The sequence below is a fragment of the Halobacterium sp. R2-5 genome, assembly GCF_011734195.1.
Lineage (GTDB): Archaea > Halobacteriota > Halobacteria > Halobacteriales > Halobacteriaceae > Halobacterium.
Map to the genome: position 1 here is coordinate 1118360 of NZ_JAANTH010000001.1, position 17445 is coordinate 1135804.

At 72.3% G+C, this 17445-nt stretch carries 21 protein-coding genes; 12 read left to right on the forward strand and 9 right to left on the reverse strand.

The features are described 5' to 3' along the window. Positions 1–19: 19 nt before the first annotated feature. The 3 genes from G9C83_RS06070 (at position 20) to G9C83_RS06080 (ending at position 2790) form a co-directional block, all read left to right on the forward strand. Complete coding sequence (locus tag G9C83_RS06070; RefSeq protein WP_167245200.1) at positions 20–1273, forward strand: Glu/Leu/Phe/Val dehydrogenase; 1254 nt, start codon at positions 20–22, stop codon at positions 1271–1273. A 93-nt stretch (positions 1274–1366) separates the two neighbouring features. Continuing rightward, on the forward strand, positions 1367–2035 hold the full coding sequence (locus G9C83_RS06075) for a bacterio-opsin activator domain-containing protein (RefSeq protein WP_167245201.1): 669 nt from the start codon (positions 1367–1369) through the stop codon (positions 2033–2035). 137 nt (positions 2036–2172) lie between these two features. Beyond that, entirely contained in the window at positions 2173–2790 is a 618-nt protein-coding gene (locus G9C83_RS06080; protein WP_167245202.1) for a response regulator, read from the forward strand. A 4-nt stretch (positions 2791–2794) separates the two neighbouring features. Here the strand turns inward: G9C83_RS06080 and G9C83_RS06085 are convergent, their stop codons facing one another. Beyond that, entirely contained in the window at positions 2795–2998 is a 204-nt protein-coding gene (locus G9C83_RS06085; RefSeq protein WP_167245203.1) for a hypothetical protein, read from the reverse strand. 83 nt (positions 2999–3081) lie between these two features. Between G9C83_RS06085 and G9C83_RS06090 the strand changes: the two genes are divergently transcribed. Beyond that, positions 3082–3735, forward strand: coding sequence for a methyltransferase domain-containing protein (locus G9C83_RS06090; protein WP_167245204.1), 654 nt, complete (start codon positions 3082–3084; stop codon positions 3733–3735). Here G9C83_RS06090 and G9C83_RS06095 read toward each other — a convergent pair whose 3' ends face one another. Next, positions 3736–5022 (reverse strand): NADH:flavin oxidoreductase, encoded by a 1287-nt coding sequence (locus tag G9C83_RS06095; RefSeq protein WP_167245205.1) that lies wholly within the window; start codon positions 5020–5022, stop codon positions 3736–3738. Between the two features lie 106 nt (positions 5023–5128). On the opposite strand from G9C83_RS06095, the gene G9C83_RS06100 reads away from it, so the two are divergent. The 3 genes from G9C83_RS06100 (at position 5129) to G9C83_RS06110 (ending at position 8005) form a co-directional block, all read left to right on the forward strand. Then, complete coding sequence (locus G9C83_RS06100; RefSeq protein WP_167245206.1) at positions 5129–5551, forward strand: hypothetical protein; 423 nt, start codon at positions 5129–5131, stop codon at positions 5549–5551. Between the two features lie 61 nt (positions 5552–5612). Beyond that, positions 5613–6986 carry an NAD(P)/FAD-dependent oxidoreductase gene (locus G9C83_RS06105; protein WP_167245207.1) on the forward strand — a complete coding sequence of 458 codons (1374 nt, stop codon included), beginning with the start codon at positions 5613–5615 and terminating at the stop codon, positions 6984–6986. Positions 6987–7033: 47 nt separating this feature from the next. Beyond that, positions 7034–8005, forward strand: a complete 972-nt coding sequence (locus tag G9C83_RS06110) for an ornithine cyclodeaminase family protein (RefSeq protein ID WP_167245208.1) — start codon at positions 7034–7036, stop codon at positions 8003–8005. Between the two features lie 3 nt (positions 8006–8008). Here the strand turns inward: G9C83_RS06110 and G9C83_RS06115 are convergent, their stop codons facing one another. Next, positions 8009–8734 (reverse strand): helix-turn-helix domain-containing protein, encoded by a 726-nt coding sequence (locus G9C83_RS06115; protein WP_167245209.1) that lies wholly within the window; start codon positions 8732–8734, stop codon positions 8009–8011. Between the two features lie 103 nt (positions 8735–8837). Between G9C83_RS06115 and G9C83_RS06120 the strand changes: the two genes are divergently transcribed. Next, positions 8838–9524 carry an AzlC family ABC transporter permease gene (locus G9C83_RS06120; RefSeq protein ID WP_167245210.1) on the forward strand — a complete coding sequence of 229 codons (687 nt, stop codon included), beginning with the start codon at positions 8838–8840 and terminating at the stop codon, positions 9522–9524. Further along, positions 9521–9838, forward strand: coding sequence for an AzlD domain-containing protein (locus tag G9C83_RS06125; protein ID WP_167245211.1), 318 nt, complete (start codon positions 9521–9523; stop codon positions 9836–9838). The genes G9C83_RS06120 and G9C83_RS06125 overlap by 4 nt, the downstream gene beginning before the upstream one ends. Positions 9839–9862: 24 nt before the next feature. Here G9C83_RS06125 and G9C83_RS06130 read toward each other — a convergent pair whose 3' ends face one another. After that, positions 9863–11812 carry a nitrous oxide reductase accessory protein NosL gene (locus tag G9C83_RS06130; protein WP_167245212.1) on the reverse strand — a complete coding sequence of 650 codons (1950 nt, stop codon included), beginning with the start codon at positions 11810–11812 and terminating at the stop codon, positions 9863–9865. 75 nt (positions 11813–11887) lie between these two features. Here G9C83_RS06130 and G9C83_RS06135 point away from each other — a divergent pair, with 75 nt between their 5' ends. Genes G9C83_RS06135 through bcp form a run of 3 tightly spaced genes read left to right on the forward strand, consistent with a single transcriptional unit; the run spans position 11888 to position 13960 of the window. Then, the gene (locus G9C83_RS06135; protein ID WP_167245213.1) at positions 11888–12655 is read left to right on the forward strand and encodes an ABC transporter ATP-binding protein; all 768 of its coding nucleotides are present in this window, start codon (positions 11888–11890) and stop codon (positions 12653–12655) included. Next, positions 12648–13457 (forward strand): ABC transporter permease subunit, encoded by an 810-nt coding sequence (locus G9C83_RS06140; RefSeq protein WP_167245214.1) that lies wholly within the window; start codon positions 12648–12650, stop codon positions 13455–13457. Before G9C83_RS06135 ends, G9C83_RS06140 begins: the two co-directional genes overlap by 8 nt. A 47-nt stretch (positions 13458–13504) precedes the next feature. Then, positions 13505–13960 (forward strand): thioredoxin-dependent thiol peroxidase, encoded by a 456-nt coding sequence (bcp, locus tag G9C83_RS06145; RefSeq protein ID WP_167245215.1) that lies wholly within the window; start codon positions 13505–13507, stop codon positions 13958–13960. On the opposite strand, the gene G9C83_RS06150 is transcribed toward bcp, so the two are convergent. The 5 genes from G9C83_RS06150 to G9C83_RS06170 all read right to left on the reverse strand — a co-directional run bounded on the left by G9C83_RS06150 (position 13957) and on the right by G9C83_RS06170 (position 17371). Next, on the reverse strand, positions 13957–14319 hold the full coding sequence (locus tag G9C83_RS06150) for a tautomerase family protein (protein ID WP_167245216.1): 363 nt from the start codon (positions 14317–14319) through the stop codon (positions 13957–13959). The genes bcp and G9C83_RS06150 overlap by 4 nt on opposite strands. Before the next feature lie 86 nt (positions 14320–14405). Next, the gene (locus tag G9C83_RS06155; protein WP_167245217.1) at positions 14406–15062 is read right to left on the reverse strand and encodes an O-methyltransferase; all 657 of its coding nucleotides are present in this window, start codon (positions 15060–15062) and stop codon (positions 14406–14408) included. A gap of 91 nt (positions 15063–15153) precedes the next feature. Continuing rightward, complete coding sequence (locus G9C83_RS06160; protein ID WP_167245218.1) at positions 15154–15723, reverse strand: thioredoxin family protein; 570 nt, start codon at positions 15721–15723, stop codon at positions 15154–15156. Positions 15724–15774: 51 nt separating this feature from the next. After that, on the reverse strand, positions 15775–16722 hold the full coding sequence (locus G9C83_RS06165) for an MBL fold metallo-hydrolase (protein WP_167245219.1): 948 nt from the start codon (positions 16720–16722) through the stop codon (positions 15775–15777). A 31-nt stretch (positions 16723–16753) separates the two neighbouring features. Continuing rightward, positions 16754–17371, reverse strand: coding sequence for a uracil-DNA glycosylase family protein (locus G9C83_RS06170; RefSeq protein WP_167245220.1), 618 nt, complete (start codon positions 17369–17371; stop codon positions 16754–16756). Between the last annotated feature and the right edge of the window lie 74 nt (positions 17372–17445).

Sequence of the window (17445 nt, forward strand, 5' to 3'; positions counted from 1 at the left end):
GAGTAAATATTGCCTCATCATGACCGAGACCGGTCCCCTCGACAACATGCTCGCGCAGATGGAGCAGGCCCGGGAGTACGTCGACATCGACGACGGCATCTTCGAGCGCCTGAAGTACCCCGAGCGGACGCTCTCCGTGAGCCTCCCCGTGCGGATGGACGACGGCTCCGTGGAGGTATTCGACGCGTACCGCTGCCAGTTCGACGGCGCGCGCGGCCCGTTCAAGGGCGGCATCCGCTTCCACCCGACGGTCTCCGAGGAGGAGGTGCAGGCGCTGGCGGGCTGGATGACGTGGAAGACGGCGCTGGTCGACCTGCCGTTCGGCGGCGCGAAGGGCGGCATCATCTGCCAGCCGAAGGAGCTCTCGCAGTCCGAAATCGAGCAGCTCACGCGCCGCTACACGGAGGGCATCCGGCGCATCATCGGCCCGGACACGGACATCCCGGCGCCGGACGTGAACACGAACCCGCGCACGATGGCGTGGATCATGGACACCTACTCCGTCTACCAGGGCTACGCCGTCCCCGAGATCGTCACGGGGAAGCCGCTGGAAGTCGGCGGCACCGCGGGCCGCGTCGAGGCGACCGGTCGCGGCGTCACCATCATCACCGAGGAGACGTTCGAGTACCTCGGGACCGACGTCGCGCAGGCGGACGTCGCGATTCAGGGGTTCGGGAACGTCGGCAGCGTCACCGCGCGGCTGCTCCACGAACGCGGCGCGAACGTGGTCGCCGTCTCGGACGTCACGGGCGCCGTCTACGACCCGAGCGGCCTCGACGTCCCCGACGTCAGCGCCTACGTCGAGAACAACGACGGCCGTCTGGAGGGCTACCCGGACGCCGAGTTCATCACCAACGACGACCTCCTGACGCTGGACGTGGACGCGCTCATCCCGGCGGCCATCGAGGACGTCATCACCGTCGACGTCGCCGACCGTCTGGAAGCCGACGTGGTCGTAGAGGCCGCGAACGGTCCGACGACGTTCGACGCGGCCGCGGTCCTGCGCGACCGCGACGTGCCCGTGGTGCCGGACATTCTCGCGAACGCGGGCGGCGTCATCGTCTCCTACCTCGAGTGGGTGCAGAACAGCCAGCAGTACTCCTGGGAGCTCGAGGAGGTCAACCGCGACCTCGAAGCGCGCCTGACCGAGGCGTTCGACGAGATGCTCGCGGCCTACGAGGGGAAGGACATCCCGGACCTGCGGACGGCGGCGTACACCATCGCGCTCGAACGCACCGCGGACGCCCACGAGTACCGCGGCCTGTTCCCCTGACGCGCTCCGGACTGCTGGCGTCACCAGACGCGTCGGGCGGTCGGACAACAGTGAAGTACCTTTGTTCGTATTCGTTACGGAACGAGTGTTTGGATGGACACCGACCACGCCGCGTTCGCCGAACTCGACTTCGAGACGGACGACGCGTCGTACCCGTCGGTCCGGCTCTCGCGGGCGCTGAACTGCCGGCTGGAACTGCTGGAGTTCGTGCGGACCGACGACGGCCCGGTGTCGTTCGTGCGGCTGTTCGACAACTCCGCCGACGACCTCGCCGACCGCGCGACCGGCCTCGACGCCGGCGTGGACGGCCTCGCGGTCGTCGGCGACGAGGTGATCGCGCGGTTCTCGCCGTCCGAATCCGTCGTCGAGACGCTGGCCCTGCACGGTGTGCTCACGCAGTCCGCGACCACCGGCGACGGCGTCGCTCGCGTCACCGCGGTGCTGTCCGGGAGCACCGACCCGCGGCGGGCCGTCGAGGCCGTCCGGGACGCCCACCCGTCGGTGTCGCTCGTCGGGAAGCGCCACCGCGACGTCGTCGCACCGCTCGTCACGCAGGCGGGCGCGCGGTCGCTGTTCGACGACCTGCTGACCGACCGCCAGTGGGAGGCGGTGCGGCTCGCCTACGAGCGGGGCTACTTCGACGAGCCGCGGGCGTGCTCGCAGACCGAGCTCGCGGACGCGATGGACATCTCCCAGAAGACGTTCAGCCAGCACCTGGGGGCCGCCCAGCGGAAGCTCCTCGGCGTCGTGTTCGACCAGTAACAGAAACTCCGCGTCGACGTCTAGCACGCCGGATTCTACCGTGTTCGTCGGTGTCACGGTTCACATCACTACAACGAGGTACGAGGACTATCCCGCCGGCGCTCCCAGACGGAGTATGTTCGAGACGCGAGTGGACGATGCCTGAGCCGGGCGCACGCTCGGATTCCGCTGACGCCGCGCGCGACGACGCGACCGTGCTCGTCGTCGAAGACGAGCGCGCGCTCGCCGCCCTCTACGAGGAGTGGCTCGCCGACGAGTACGAAGTCCGCACCGCTCACGCGGGCCGGGACGCCCTCGACAGGCTCGACGACGCAGTCGACGTGGTGCTGCTCGACCGGCGGCTGCCCGGCCTCTCCGGCAGGGAAGTCCTCGGCGAGATTCGCGACCGCGGCGACAGCTGTCAGGTCGCGATGGTGACCGCCGTCGAGCCGGGCGTCGACGTCCTCGAGATGGGCTTCGACGACTACCTCACGAAGCCCGCGACCCGCGCGGACGTCCGGCGGCTGGTGTCGGCGCTGGTCGACCGCAAGCAGTACGACGTCTGCGTCCAGCGGTACTTCCGACTGCTGTCGAAGCGCGCCGCCCTGGAGCGCGAGCACGGCGACCTCGCTGACCGCCCCGAGTACGACGACCTCCGGGCGGACATCGCGGCAATCGAGGCCGAGCTCGGCGGCCTCGTCGAGGAGTTCTCCGTCGCGGACTTCGACGCGCAGTTCCGTTCGCTCCCGTCGGCGTCTGGCGCGGCCGACGACTGACGACTCACGCGCGCCGGGTGTACTGCGTGAGCGCGAACGTCGCGAGCACGAGCGCGCCGAACGCGCAGACCGCGAACCAGAGGCCCGCGACCTGCGGCCCGTCCGCGATGCGGGGTGCGAGCAGCCAGGCTCCCGTGACGACGGCGGCGAAGACGAGCGCGTACACGTACGCTCGCACGAAGTCGTAGGCGACCCGCACGCGGTCCATACCCCGCGAACTACTGTCGAACGACTTAGGTGTTCGGGTGGGCCGCCCCCGGCTTTTAGCACGCGGAGGCCCAACCCGGGAGCGTGAGCACCGAAGACGTGCAGGCGTTCTACGGCCAGTGGGCGCGCGCCTACGACTGGCTCTGCCGGCTGCTCCCGGGCGTCCAGCGCCTGCGCCGCGCCGCCGTTGCCGCGCTCGAAATCGACGCCGGCGACACGGTCGTCGACCTCGGCTGCGGCACTGGCGCGAACCTCGCGCTCCTCCGGGAGCGCGTCGGCCCGGACGGCGCCGTCGTCGGCGTCGACCTGACGCGGGGGATGCTCGGCGTGGCCGCGCGCCGCGTCGAGCGCCACGGCTGGGAGAACGTCCACCTCGTCCGCGGGGACGCCGCGCGACCGCCCGTCGACGGCGTCGACGCCGTGCTCGGCTCGTTCGTGGTCGGCCTGCTCGCCGATCCCGGAGCGGCGGTCGAGCGCTGGGTCGACCGTGTCGTGCCGGGCGGCCGCGTGGCCGTCCTAGAGGCGGGCCGGAGCCGCCACCCGCACGCCCGCCACCTGAACTGGGCGTTCGACGAGTTCGTCGCCGCGGGCGCGCCGAGCGGCGGCCGGGACGCGCCCTCGCGGACGCTCGACGACCGCATCGAAGCCGCGCGTGACGCCCTCGCCGAGAACGCGAGCCTCACGCGCGACGAGCGCCGGGCAGCCGGCTTCGTGCGGGTGTTCGCCGCCGACGTCTGATCACTCGCGCCCGTAAGCGCCCTCGCGCTCGCGCCGGCCGCGCTCGGCGAGCACGGACGGCGTCCGGCAGACGCCGGGTTCGCCCGCGGCCTGCGGGACGACGCAGTTGTTGCAGCTCTCGCAGGCGACCCCGCCGTCCCCCGAGAGGAGCCGCGCGGGCAGCCGGGGCTCCGCGTAGAACGGCCGGCCGACGCCGACGAGGTCGCAGGCGTCCCCGAGCAAGTCGTCGACGCGCTCGCGCTCGCGCACGCCGCCCTCTAGCAAGACGGGGACGTCGACGCGCTCGCGGACGCGCCGGCAGAGGTCGGCGTTCCACGCGTGCTCGAACTCCGCCCGTCGGGCCTGCAGGCGGTTCGCGGCGGCGACCAGCCGCGCGCGCCAGGCGCTTCCGAACGCCTCGGCGTACCCCGACTGGAACTGGCTGTCCCGCCACGCGCGCTCGGGGTACGCGCCCTTCACGAGGTGCGCGTCCCAGAACACGCTCCCGGAGACCGGGACGACGGCGTCGAAGCCGGCGTCGGCGGCCCGCTCGCAGAGTGCCACGCAGTCCTCGGCCGTGAGGTGGCGGCGAATCCCGGGCTGGGCCTCGGTCTCCGCCGGGATCTTCGTGATGACCGGGACGTCGGTGCGGGCGCGAATCTCGTCGTGGACGAGTTCGAGGAACCGGAAGCCGTCCGCGAACTCGTCGCTCCGGCGGTTGTAGAACGGGGAGAGGAACTGCTGGACGATGCCCATGTTCGCGCCCGCGACGTGGATGCCGTGGTAGCCCGCGGCCGCGAGCCGCTCGGCGGCGCGCCCGAAGTCCGCCGCGAGGCCGTACACCTCGTCGGTGGAGAGCACGCGCGGCGAGAGGTCCAGAAAGCCCGCGCGGGCGGCGAGCCGGAGCGGGAGCGGCGGCCGCGAAACCGCCAACTGGTCGTAGTCGGGGTGGGCGTCGCGGTAGCCGGCGTGCCAGATCTCCATCGACCGCAGGCCGCCGTGCTCCAGTTGCGCGAACACGCGGCCGCCGTGCGCCTCGATGGCTTCCGGGACCGGCGACAGCGTCTCGACGAACGCGCCGTCGTGGACGCGCGTCATGTTCGGCGCGGCGCACCCGCTCTCGCCGCGGACGACGGTCGCGCCCTGACAGACCAGGCCGGCGCCCGCTGCTGCCGCGGGTTCGAGGTCCGCGCGCAGCACGTCGGCGGTGTCCGCGTCGGTGCCCGCGCACTCCAGCAGCGGCGCGCGGTACAGCCGATTCCGGAGGGTGACGCCGCCGACGTCCACCGGGTCGTCGAGGCGCGACATACCGGAGGTGTCGGGCGGCGCGCGCTTGAACGTGTGGGCAGTGCCGTCGTCGACCGTGGCCTCGCCGACGCGTGGATTCAAGTCGACGCCCCGCGACGAGTCGACTGTGCCCTCCCCGTCCCGCCGCGGCCTCCTCCGGTCGCTCGCCCCGCTCCCCGCGCTCGCCGCGGCCGCCGGCTGTACCGCGCTCGACTCGCCGTCGAAGACGTCGCTCCGGGAGCTGTACGCCGTCAACGGCCGCGAGACGGCGCACGCGCTTCACGTCCGGGTCTCCGCGGACGACGAACGCGTCCTCGAGACCAGCGTGGAACTACCGCCCGGCGGGCGGGAGCGACTCGACTGCGCGTGGCCGACCGACGCGCGCTCGTACACGCTCGCCGCCTCGGCCGACGGCGCAGACTGGCACCGACACACCGTCGCGAGCGGCGACGACGAGTGTCTCACCGCGGAACTCGTCGCCGGCGAGAACGACGTCGCCTTCGGGACGTTCGACCAGTGTCCGACCGGCATCGGCGAGTCGTGTCGCTGACCCGGTCGGCGTCGCCGGAAAACTCGAAGCACTTTAACGCCGCCGGGGTAACGGGGGAAATATGACTGACGTAGACGTGGCCATCGTGGGCGGCGGGCCGGCGGGGTCGGCAGCCGCGTACGCGGCCGCCGACCGGGACGCGGACGCCGTCGTCTACGAGAAGGGCGTGCCGCGGGCCGACCGCGACCGCCTCGGGCCGGACTCGACGGACGCCGCCGGCTTCCTCGACTACTGGCTGGAGGTCGCGGACCTCGACTTCGCGGACATCCCCGAGGACGTGATCGAGCAGCGGCTCTCCGGCGCCGAGTTCATCGGCCCCGAGGAGAACGTGGTCGTCGACCGCACCGGCATCGACGCCGACTACGACGGCTTCGGGTTCACGTTCCACCGCGCGAAGTTCGACGACTGGCTCCGCGACCGCGCCGAGGACGCGGGCGCCGACTACGTCGCCGGTACGAGCGTGAAGCGTGTCGACTCGGACCTCTCGGGCGGCCACGAGCACACGCTCACGCTCGGGGACGGCGAGGAGGTCACCGCGGAGTACCTCGTGCTCGCGGACGGCCCGCAGCGCCAGATCACGATGCGCGTGCTCGACCCGCTGCTGCCCGAGGGCAAGCGCGCCAGCGAGGTGCTCAGCCCGCCGTCGGCGAACCACATCGCGTACCAGGAGTACCGCCGCTTCCCCGAGGAGCTGTTCGACGCGGACACGCTGAAGTTCTGGTGGGGCTGGATGCCAGGCGAGACCGCCTACCCGTGGGTGTTCCCGAACCGCGACGGCGTCGCGCGCGTCGGCCTCACGATGCCCATCGGGATGGACGTCGACGACTTCGACAAAAGCGAGTGGCGCCTGCTCCGCGAGGACGACGAGCGCATCCCCTCGGGGAAGGTGTACCTCCGACGGCTCCTCGAAGAGCTCTACGGCGACGAGTACGACGTCGACGAGGACTTCCCGCTCGTGGAGGGACACGGGAAGTCGAACAGCACGGAGACGTACGCCATCTCCTCGACGCGGCCCATCGAGTCCCCGACCGAGGCCGGCATCGCGGTCGTCGGCGGCGCGATGGGCGCGACGTCGTCGTTCCACGAGGGCGGCGACCACGTCGCCCACCGCACCGGGAAGCTCGCCGGCCGCCTCGCCGCTGAGGGCAACCTCGGGGAGTACAACGACGCGTGGCACGACGCCATCGGCGACGAGATCCGGCGGAACGTCGCGATGGCCGACGTCGTCGGCGAGTACGGCCCCGACGACTGGGACAAGACCATCCGCATCACCCGGCAGATGCTCGAATCCAGCGACAGCGGGAAGATCATCTCGAAGTCGAACGCGCGCTCGGCCGCGGGCGGCCTCCGCCTCTACACGAAGTACAGGCGCGCGAAGTTCCGCTACCGGAAGCGCAAGTACGCCCAGATTCGCGAGGGCGACTACTCGTTCTGACCCGGAGCCCCCGAAACCATAACTCGGTCGCCCGCCTGGCGACTGGCATGGTGCTCGTACTCTCGGACGCGAACGTCGGCGACCTCCTCGACCTCGGCGCGCTGGCGCCGGTCGTCGAGCGCGCGCTCGTCGAACAGGGCGCCGGCAACGTCGAACGCCCGGAGCGCCCGCACTACCCGGTCGGCGAGGGCCTGGAGTCGCCGGACGAGTTCGGCACGGGGCTCGCGATGCCGGCGTACGTCCACGGCGAGCCGTACTTCGCGACGAAGCTCGTCGGCGTCCACCCCGACAACCCCGAGCGCGGCCTCCCGACGATTCACGCCCAGATCGTGGTCGCGGACGCCCGCACCGGCGAGCCGAAGGCGTTCCTGAACGGCGAGCGCGTCACGAACGCGCGCACCGGCTGCATCGGCGGGCTCGCGGCCCGCGAACTCGCCGTCGAGCCCGTCCGGCTGGGCGTGCTCGGCGCGGGCGCGCAGGCGCGCTGGCAGACCCGCGCCATCGACGCGCTCACCGACGTCGAACGCGTCTCCGTCTACTCGCCCAGCGACTCCCGGGAGGCGTGCGCGAGCGACCTCCGCGAGCGCGGCATCGACGCCACCGCCGTCGACTCCGCGAGCGCCGCCGTCGCGGACGCGAACGTCGTCGTCACCGCGACCACGAGCGACGAGCCCGTGTTCGCTGCTGCGGACCTCCAGCCCGGAACGCTGGTCGTCGCCGTCGGCGCGTTCAACGCCGAGATGCAGGAACTCGAGCCCGAGACGTTCGACCGCGCGGCCCGCGTGTTCGCCGACGTCCCCGAGGAGGTCGCGGCTATCGGCGACCTCACCGCGACGGGCCTCGACGAGGACGACCTGATTCCGCTCTCGGACGCGCTCGGCGGCGAGGCGGGCCGCGAGACCGACGACGAGATTCTCGTCGTGGAGAGCGTCGGCTCCGCGGTGCTGGACGCCGCGGCCGCCGCCCACGTCTACGACGCCGCCGTCGACGCCGGCGCCGGGACGGACGTGGCGTTCTGAGCGTTAGCGCGCTCCGCCGTCGCCGAGCAGCTTCGACTCGGCCTTCCGGAGGTGTTCGAGCAGCGTCGTCTTCGAGATGTCGAACTCCGCCGCGAGCTCCCGGGTCGACGTCTCCCGCGGCCACTCGTAGTAGCCGTGCTTGCGCGCCGTCTCGTACACCTCGCGCTGCTTCTGCGTGAGCGCGTCGTCGCGTCGACGCCGCGGCGCCGTCCCCCCGACCGAGCCGATGCTCTCGACGGCGATCTCGGCGCCGGCCTGCTCGCGGATGTCGTCCAGGGCCGCCTCGATCTCCGCCCGCCCGCCGGCGTACCGGACGTGCCACTCCTCGCGCCCGCCCTCGATTCGCCCGGGTTCGGCGTGGACGAAGCCGTGTTCGAGCAGCAGCGGGCAGATCATCTCCGTGGGGTCGTGTTCGAGGAAGAACTCCCGCGTGACGGCGTCCGGCGCGATTCGCGGCCGCCGCGTGTCGAACTGCGCCTGGAGCTCCTGGACCGTCTCCGTCAGCGGCGACGCCTCGATGGCGTCGAGCAGCGCCTCGACCTCCGCCTCCGTCTCGCCGTACGCCGTGAACAGCCCGTTGCTCTCGTCGTCGCCCATCGTGGGCGCGTCGTAGACGGCGTGGGCGAGCACGCCGCCGGAGTTGCGCTCGGTCGCCTGAATCGCCCAGCAGTTCGGGTGCCAGAGGTCGAGCCGCAGCCTCGTGCCGGCGCCCGCGCTCTCGTCGCTCATACCTCGACTTGGGGGCCGACGGGCTTGGAGTTGACTGTTCACGCGGCGAACGGCGACCGACCCGCCGGAACGTTAAAGCGGGCGTCACCGCCTTCTCCGACCAGTGACCCAGCGCGAGGACTTCGTCGCCGGCCTGCGGGACTCGCTGCCGACGCTCCCGGCGAACGTGCCGTTCGGGTTCGTCGTCGGCGCGGCGGCCGTTCAGGTGGGCTTCGGGGACGTGCAGACGGTCGCGATGTCCGCCGCGGTGTTCGGCGGCGCGTCCCAGCTCGCGGCCATCGACCTCGTCGGCAGCGGCGCGCCGCTCGCCGTCGTCGTCCTCACCGCGGTCGTGGTGAACCTCCGGTACACGATGTACAGCGCCGCCATCGCCCCGCACTTCCGGCGGCTCCCCGAGCGGTGGCGGCTCGTCTGCGCGCAGTTCCTCATCGACGCGACGTTCGCCCTCGCCGTCACAGAGTACGAGCGCAGCGAGGACACCGACCGGCTCGCGTACTACCTCGGGGTCGCGCTCGCCATCTACCTGACGTACGTCGGCGGGACGGTCGCGGGCGTCGCGTTCGGCAACCGGATGCCCGCCGGCCTCCAGCTCGACTTCGCGATTCCGCTGTTGTTCCTCGCGCTGCTGGTCCCCTCCATCACGGACGAACCGACCGCCGTCGCGGCCGCGGTCGGCGGGTTCGTCGCGGTCGCGGCCGCGGGCGCGCCGATGAACCTCGGCATCATCGCCGCCGGGCTCTCGGGCGTGGTCACCGCGGTCGCCGCGAGCGAGACGGGGGTGGGCCAGTGAACCTCTGGCTGGTCGTCGTCGCGGCCGCGGTCGGCACGTACCTCCTCCGCGTGTCGTTCGTCGCGCTGTTCGGCCGCCTCGACGACGTGCCGCCGCGCGCGAAGCGCGTGCTCTCGTTTGTCCCGCCGGCCGTGCTCGCCGCGCTCGTCCTCCCGGAGCTCGTGCTCAGCGACGGCGCGCTCGCCGTCTCGCTCGGCAACGACCGCCTGCTCGCCGGCGTCGTCGCGGCCGTCGTGGCGTGGCGCACCGAGGACATGCTCGCCACCGTCGGCGTCGGGATGGCGGCGCTGTACGCGCTCTCGCTGGTCCCGTAGCCGAGCGGGCCGCGTCACTGTGACTCACGGGTCGTAGTCCCAATCGTCGTCGTCCTCGTACCGGCCGGGGCCGCGGCGCGTTTCCGCCAGGCGCTCCAGGACCGCGGGTCGGATCGGCTCCGCGCTCGGGCGTTCGTCCGCCACGCCGCCGGCCCGGAGCCCGGGGACGGTGCGCTGTAACTGCTGGAGCATCTGTAGCGCGGGCGCCCTCGCGAGCGTCGGCGCCCCCGCGCCCCGCTCGGCGACGGCGCCGACCGGGCCGGTCGCGCTGAACGGCCGCGAGAGGTAGCCGTCGCCGTCCGCGTCAACGCCCGGCGCGCCTCGCCAGTAGTTCCCGTTCCAGACGTGCAACACGTTGTACCGCGTCGTCTCCGCGTACCGCTGGTTGTACGCGACGTCGTTGGCGGTGACGTCGTTCGTCGGGAACAGCGACATCACGCGGACGCCGACGCGGTTGAACGCGAGCACGTTCCGCCGGTAGACGGCGAACTGCCCCTGGACGGCCAGTCCGTTGCGGTTGTGCGTCAGGACGTTGTCCGCGACGTAGCTCGAGCGCCCGTACACGAGGACGCCGTTCCGACTGTTCTCGATGTCGTTGCCCGTGACGACGTTCCCGTTCGACCGGTCGTGGACGTAGACGCCGACCCACGTGTCCCGGATGTCGTTGTCCGCGGCGAACGCGCCCTGCGCGTACACGCTGAACACGCCGACCATCATCCCCTCCATCGACGTGTTCCGGACGGCGAACGAGTCCGTGTCGTGGGCCCACACCCCGACCTTCCCGCCGTAGAACGTCGAGTTCTCGACGACCGCGGGCGCGCCGAGCACGGCGACGCCGAGGAAGCCGTCCTCCCAGTCCTCGGTCCCGACCACGGTGAGGTTCGAGACCGAGAGGTTCGGGCTGTTGCGCGCGATGACGCCGTTCGCGTCGGTGGTCACGCGGACGTCCGAGACGAGCGACGCCGCGGACTCGTCGAAGACGACGCCCGCGTCGCCGTACCCGTGCGTCGTCCAGTAGTCGTGCCGGAACGACTCGTTGCCGACGGGGACAGCGGTCACGTTCGCGGGGTCGCGCGAGCGGACGGGCCCGACGCCCGACACCGAGAGGTCCGCGAGCGCGACGCGGGACGCGTTCACGTCGAAGACGCTCCCGTTCCCGTCGCCCGCGACCCGCGTCAGGTTCGCGCCGGCGCCGCGAATCGTGACCGGCTTCTCGACGCGGACGTCCCGCACGGAGTGGTTGCCCGCAGCGAGCCTGACGGTGGTGTTCGGCGGCGCGTCGCGGACGGCCGCCGCGAGGGAGTCGTTCGCCCCGACGGTCGCGGAGACCGGGCGGTCGAGGAGCCGGGTGGCGCGCTCGACGGTCCCGTCCGAGGCCTCGCGCCGCCGGTCCTCGACGCGCTCCCACTCGGCCGGCGTCCGCCCCGCGGCGCCGAACGACAGCTCCGCTACGGCGGCCCACCGCTCGACGCGGCCGCCGTGGTCGTCGGCGAACGCGGCGGCGTCCGCGCGCTCCGAGAACGGCACGACGGCCCGGTCGCGAGTCGGCGTCCGGGCGTCGCTCCCGACGACGAAGTAGGCGTCCGCCGCGGCCACCCAGCCGTGCTCGCGGTCCGTCGACATCCGCAGCAGGCCGTCGTCCCCGACCGAGAGGTCGGTCCCAGAGAAGTCCGAGACGTACACCGCCATCGGTCGACCCAGTTCGCGTTCCGTGTTCGCCTGCAGGCCCGAGACCAGCGACGCCACCCCGTAGTAGCCGACCGCGTACCGGTACTGCGTGAAGAACACCTGGCCCTTCGGGAGGACGAGCGAGGATTCGTGGGCGCGCACGACGACGCTCTCCGGGGCGCCCGTGGACCGCGTGTCCTCCATCGGGACCGCGGCCACTCGCGTGTCGCCGCCCTGCACGGCGAACGGCGCGAGCACGCCGGCGACCACCAGCAGGCCCGCGATGGCCACGGTCAGGAATCGCATACGGGAGCGAACGTAGCCAGCGACCAAGAATCGTCCGGCAGTAGACTTTTGCGATGGCCGTCGAACCGGTACGGTATGGGCGGAGGGAACGCACCTGCCGGCGACGAGGAGGCGGAGCGCAGCGGGCGGGACGCGGTCGCGTCCGTCTCCGACCTCTCGAAGTCGTTCGGGGACGTCGACGTCCTCGATGCGGTCTCGTTCTCGCTGCCGGCGAACGCCACGACGGCCGTCGTCGGCCCGAACGGCTGCGGGAAGACGACGCTCGTCGAACTGCTCACGGGCGTCGAGTCGCCGACCGCGGGCGACGTGACGCTCTCCCCGTCGGGCGAGCGCCCGGTCGGCTACCTCCCGCAGGCGCCGCGGTTCCAGCCCTCGGCGACCGTCCGCGAGACGGTCGCGTTCTACGCGCGGCTGCTCTCGACGGACGTCGACCCCGACGCCGCGCTCGACACCGTCGGCCTCCGGGAGGCGGCGGACCGCCGGACGGACGCGCTCTCCGGGGGGATGCGCCGGCTCCTCGGCATCGCGGTCGGCCTCCTGGGGTCGCCGCCGCTGGTCGTGCTCGACGAGCCGACCAGCGGCCTCGATCCGACGATGACCCGCTACGTCTTCGACGTCGTCACCGACCTGTCGGCGGCCGGCCAGTCGGTCGTGTTCACGACGCACGACCTGTCGCGGGCGGCCGCCGCGGACCACCTCCTGGTGCTGGCCGAGGGCGGCGTCGTCGCCGAGGGCGCGCCCGATGACGTGGTCGCGGAGTCCGGTACCGACTCGCTGGCGGACGCCTTCGACGCCGCGACCGGCGGCCGCGAGGTCTCCCCGGCGGGTGGTAGCGGTGAGTGACCGCACCGAGCAGTTCACCGCGGTCTTCGAGCGGGAGCTCCGGTCGCTCGCTCGCTCGCGGTCGGTGTGGGTGGTCGTCGCGGGCTTCGCGGGCGTGCTGTTGGCGGTCGCGGCACTCGCCGGCCGGTCGGGGTACGTGCCGCTGGTGCTCGCGCTGCTCACGCCGGCCGAGGTGGCGGTCCCGGTGATCGCGGTCGCGCTGGGGTACCGGGCGGTGCTCGGCGACCGGCTGCGGGGCGAGCTGGCGGTCCTGAAGACGTTCCCGGTCACGCCGCTGCGGTACGGACTGGGCGTCTACTGCGGCCGGTTCGCCGTGGTGGTCGTCGCCGTGGTCGGGACGCTGGCCGCGGCGGCCGCGGTCGTGCCGCTGCTCGGCCCGGAGTCGGGGACGCTCGCGCAGACGCAGGGCCTGGACTCGCCGGTCTACTACGCGCGGTTCGTCGCGCTGACGGTCGTCTTCGCCGCGGTCCTGCTGGCGGTGACGATGCTGGTGTCGTCGCTCGCGCGGACGGCGCGCCGGGGGTTCGTTCTCGCTGTCGCGTCGCTGCTGGTGCTCGTCGCGGGGTTCGACCTGGTCGTCGTCGCGGGCGTCGGCCGCGGCTGGATCGCCGAGCGCGGACTCTCGGTCGCGCTCGCCGCCAGCCCACTGAGCGCGTACCGCGGGCTCGTGTTGTCGTACGCCGTCGAGCCCGCGGTGACGATGCCGGTGCGGGCCGCGTCGCCGGTCGCGAGCTGGCTGTCGCTGGCCGTGTGGCTGTCGCTGTCGCTGCTGACGGCGTCCGGGCTCACCGGCGTCGAGTGACCGCGCCGTACCGTAACCACTTCGGTGCGGCGGGCGAAACGCGAACCATGCTCTCGGAAGGAGACGCCGCGCCCGGCTTCGAGCTGCCCAACCAGGACGGCGACACCGTGTCGCTGTCGGACTACGACGGCCAGTACGCCGTCGTCTACTTCTACCCGCGCGCCGACACCCCCGGCTGCACGACCCAGGCCTGTAGCTTCCGCGACAACTGGGACGAGTACGCGGACCGCGACGTCCCCGTGCTCGGTATCAGCGACGACCCCGTCGAGGACCTCGCGGACTTCGCGGCGAAGTACGACCTCCCGTTCGACCTGCTCAGCGACACGGACGGCGCGGTCGCGACCGCGTACGACTCCTACGGCGAGAAGAACGTCTTCGGGAACGAGGTCGTCGGCACGTTCCGGAACACGTTCGTCGTCGGACCGGACGGCGATGTCGTCGCCGTCTTCGAGGGTGTCGACCCCGAGGAGCACGCCGAGGAAGTCCTCGACGTCATCGATTAACTCCAATCGCCGCCGACGCGCTCGACGCCCTGCATCTGCGCGCCCGCGTGCTCGGTGAACACGACCTTCAGATTCTCGTCGGGGACGCCGAACCGCTCGGCGGCCTCGTCCATCACCGCGGTCGCGAACGCCCGCTTCGTCGCTCCGTCTCGGCCCGCCCGGACGTCCGCCGAGCAGAACACCTGCCCGCCCTCGACTGCGCGGCCGAGCGAGAGGTGTCCGTCGTCGCGCACGACGACCGCGACGTACGACCGGTCGGCGTCCATCGTCTCGACGTACAGGTCGGTGACGGCGTCGGCGAACGCGTCTGCCTCGGCGTCGGATACCGGGAAGTCGGTGTCGAACTGGAGCAGTGGCACGACCGACCGTCCGTTCGCGACCCCGGAATCTCTGTCGGTGATCGGAGCGCGTCTGTCCTGCTGGCGTCCCGCGACTGACGCACCCGCTATCGCTTCACGCTGATCGCGACGCCCTCGCCGAGCGGCACGAACGCCGTCTCGAAGTCCGGGTCGCCGCGGACGTGCTCGATGTAGTCCGCGACGCCCTCCGTGTGGTCGTCGACCGGTTCGTCGCCCTGCAGCGCCGCGGTCACGTCCGCTGGCTCGACGGGGCCGGCCATCATGTTGTCCGCGACGACGACGCCGCCGTCCGCGAGCTTCCCGCGGGCGTCCTCGAAGGCGTCGACGTACTCGGTCTTGCCGTGGTCGAGCAGCACGACGTCGAACGGACCGTCGTAGCGCTCGAATAGCTCCATCGCGTCCCCCGCCTCGTAGCGGACGGTCGCGTCCTCGTCCTGCCTGCCGAGGAATTCCCGGGCCGTCTCGAGGTTCCCCTCGTCGTAGTCCGTGAGCACGAGTTCGCCGTCCGCGGGGAGCACGGTGCGGAACCACGCGCCCGAGTAGCCGTACCCCGACCCGAACTCGAAGACGCGCTCCGCGCCCGCGAGCGTCGCCACCACGCCCAGGAGGTGGCCGACGTCCGGCCCGACGATGGGGAAGTCCTCGCTGCGGCCGTACTCGGTCATCTCCTGGAGCAGTTCGGAGGGCTCGGGGTTCGCGGCGTCGAGGAAGGCGTCTGCGGTGTCGCTCAGCACGTCGTTCATGGCCGCGACGACGGGAGCGCGGCCCATAGCCGTACCGGACTCCGGCGGGACCCGTCGCGCTGGACCGGCCCGCTCGCGCGGTGACCGTCCGCTACGCGTCGGTCCACTTGATGGAGCAGCCGCGGGACGGCCGCCACTCCTTCTCGACGGGCTCGCCGGCGAGGATGCTGTCGATGGCGTCGCGGACGTCGCCGCCCGGCCGCGTCGGCTCGTCGTCCGGATTCAGGGCGTCGTCGAGGCGGCCGTTGTAGACGACTTCGAAGCCGTCCCCGGTGTTCCGCAGGAGGAACGGGTCCGGGGTGCAGACCGCGCCGTACGCGCGAGCGACCTCCTGCGATTCGTCGCGGAGGTAGGCGTCGTACTGGACGGTGCCGTCCTCCACTAACTCCCGCATCCGCTCGAAGGAGTCGTCGGGGTACTCGTCGGCGTCGTTCGGGTTGATGCCGACGACCGCGGCGTCGTCGTAGTCCGCCGCGACGTCGTTCAGCACGTCGAACTTCGCCTGCGCGTACGGACAGTGGTTACACGTGAACACCAGCAGGACCGCCTCGTGGTCGGCGAGGTCGTCGAGGCCGTACGTCTCGCCGTCCGTCCCCCGCAGCTCGAAGTCGGGCGCGGGGTCGCCGGCTTCGAGTTCGGTCTCGGATTCCATCTCGACCATACGTGAGCGATAGCGTGCGAGCGGCAAAGTAGGTCGGGTTGCGGCACGCCCTCAGCCGGGCACGTAGCCGTCTTCGGTCTCGGCGAGGACGCCCTCGCGGACGAGGTGGTCGAGGTGCGCGAACGCCTCGCCGGGACCGTGGAGGACGTGGATGCCGGACAGCGAGCCGAACAGTGCCGCGCTGACCTCCCACGCGGTCGCCGGCGCGAGGTCCGCGACGGCCTCCTCGACGCGGGCGGTGCGCTCCTCGTGGTGGGCGGCGATGTCGCGGGCGCGCTCGCTCGGCGCGAAAATCGGGCCGCGGTGGCCGGGCCACGCGCGGTCCAGATCCAGCGACTGCACGCGTTCGAGGCTGTCGAGATACTGGGCGAGCGGGCGCTCGACGCGGACGTCAGCGCCGCCGACGTTCGGCGTGTACTTCGGCAGCACTGCGTCTCCGACGAACGCCTCGCGGCGGCCGCCGCGCTCGACGACGTACGCCACGAGCCCGGCGGCGTGCCCGGGGAGGTGGACGACTTCGGCCTCGTACCTCCCGAGCGCGACCGTGTCGCCGTCGGTGAGTTCCGTCACGTCCGCCGGGTCGCCGCGGAGGCCGCGGTGCTCGTCGTTGAACGCGAGCAGTCCCTCGCGCTCGTCGTCGGGCAGCCCCCAGTCGTAGAGCGCGGCCTCCTGTGCGTCGTAGAGGTCCTCGCGTGCGCTCCCGCGCTGCGCGACGAGGTCCGCGTCGGCTTCGTGGACGAAGACGTCCGCGCCGCTCTCGGCCTGCACGGCGCCGGCGAGTCCCGCGTGGTCGTGGTGCCAGTGCGTGAGCAGTACGCGGTCGAGGGCCGCGAGCGCGACGCCGACGCCGTCGAGCGCGTCCCGGAGCTCGGCGTCCACGCCCGGTGTCGCGACGCCGGTGTCCACGAGCGTCGTCGGCGCGTCCGCGTCGCCGTCTCCGAGGACGTAGACGCTGTTGCGCCCCTCGAAGGCGGTGTTCGACAGCTGGATGTGGTGCACGCTCCCGGCTACGCGAGTGCCCGACAAAGAGCTACCTGACGCGGTAGGACTCGGGGCCGACGAGGAACCGCCCGAGGTCGGCCTCGCGCTCGTAGTTCGTCTCCCGGAGGTCGCACAGCGCGTCGACGTACGCGGCCTCGTCTTCGTCGGTCCACGCCGCGGGGTCGAGCGCGGGCACGACCAGCCAGCCGCTGCCGTGGAGTTCCTCGCCGTGAACGTCCGCGAGGTCGACGCCGTCGGCGACGATGGCGGTGTAGTTCTCGAGGACGTGGCGGGTCGCGCGCTCGCCGACCGGCAGCAGGACGTGCGCGGTGATGGCGCGCAGCTCCGCGTCGAAGAACGGCTCCATCTCCGTGTACTCGCGCTCGCTCGGTTCGCCGTCCGGGACGCAGGCGTGGAGGTACGACAGGAACAGCTCGACCGGCTCGCCGTCGCCGTCGAGCAGCCCCGCGGCCGTCAGCGCGCGCCGGAAGCGCTCCGCCGCGGGCGTCCCCGTGAACGGCACGCCCTCGTCGGCGCCGCCGTGGACGCCCGGGTGGTCGCCGACGACGTGGAAGTCCGCGTTCGCGTCGCCGTACCCGGGGACGAACGAGTCGCACGGCGGCTGCATGCCGAACGGGTTGCTCGTACGGTCCGTGACGTTCTGCACGCCACGCCGTACGCGGCACCGGGACTTAAGCGGCGCGAGACGCCTCGGGCGACGCTGTCGGGGGAGCGGACGCG

Excerpts from the sequence above, each read along its gene's own strand:
- G9C83_RS06110 (WP_167245208.1), top strand. The coding sequence starts at position 7,034 with ATGGTGCTCGTACTCTCGGACGCGAACGTCGGCGACCTCCTCGACCTC.
- bcp (WP_167245215.1), top strand. The coding sequence starts at position 13,505 with ATGCTCTCGGAAGGAGACGCCGCGCCCGGCTTCGAGCTGCCCAACCAG.
- G9C83_RS06115 (WP_167245209.1), bottom strand. The coding sequence starts at position 8,734 with ATGAGCGACGAGAGCGCGGGCGCCGGCACGAGGCTGCGGCTCGACCTC.
- G9C83_RS06085 (WP_167245203.1), bottom strand. The coding sequence starts at position 2,998 with ATGGACCGCGTGCGGGTCGCCTACGACTTCGTGCGAGCGTACGTGTAC.
- G9C83_RS06075 (WP_167245201.1), top strand. The coding sequence starts at position 1,367 with ATGGACACCGACCACGCCGCGTTCGCCGAACTCGACTTCGAGACGGAC.
- G9C83_RS06160 (WP_167245218.1), bottom strand. The coding sequence starts at position 15,723 with ATGGTCGAGATGGAATCCGAGACCGAACTCGAAGCCGGCGACCCCGCG.
- G9C83_RS06080 (WP_167245202.1), top strand. The coding sequence starts at position 2,173 with ATGCCTGAGCCGGGCGCACGCTCGGATTCCGCTGACGCCGCGCGCGAC.
- G9C83_RS06070 (WP_167245200.1), top strand. The coding sequence starts at position 20 with ATGACCGAGACCGGTCCCCTCGACAACATGCTCGCGCAGATGGAGCAG.
- G9C83_RS06105 (WP_167245207.1), top strand. The coding sequence starts at position 5,613 with ATGACTGACGTAGACGTGGCCATCGTGGGCGGCGGGCCGGCGGGGTCG.
- G9C83_RS06095 (WP_167245205.1), bottom strand. The coding sequence starts at position 5,022 with ATGTCGCGCCTCGACGACCCGGTGGACGTCGGCGGCGTCACCCTCCGG.
- G9C83_RS06130 (WP_167245212.1), bottom strand. The coding sequence starts at position 11,812 with ATGCGATTCCTGACCGTGGCCATCGCGGGCCTGCTGGTGGTCGCCGGC.
- G9C83_RS06155 (WP_167245217.1), bottom strand. The coding sequence starts at position 15,062 with ATGAACGACGTGCTGAGCGACACCGCAGACGCCTTCCTCGACGCCGCG.
- G9C83_RS06135 (WP_167245213.1), top strand. The coding sequence starts at position 11,888 with ATGGGCGGAGGGAACGCACCTGCCGGCGACGAGGAGGCGGAGCGCAGC.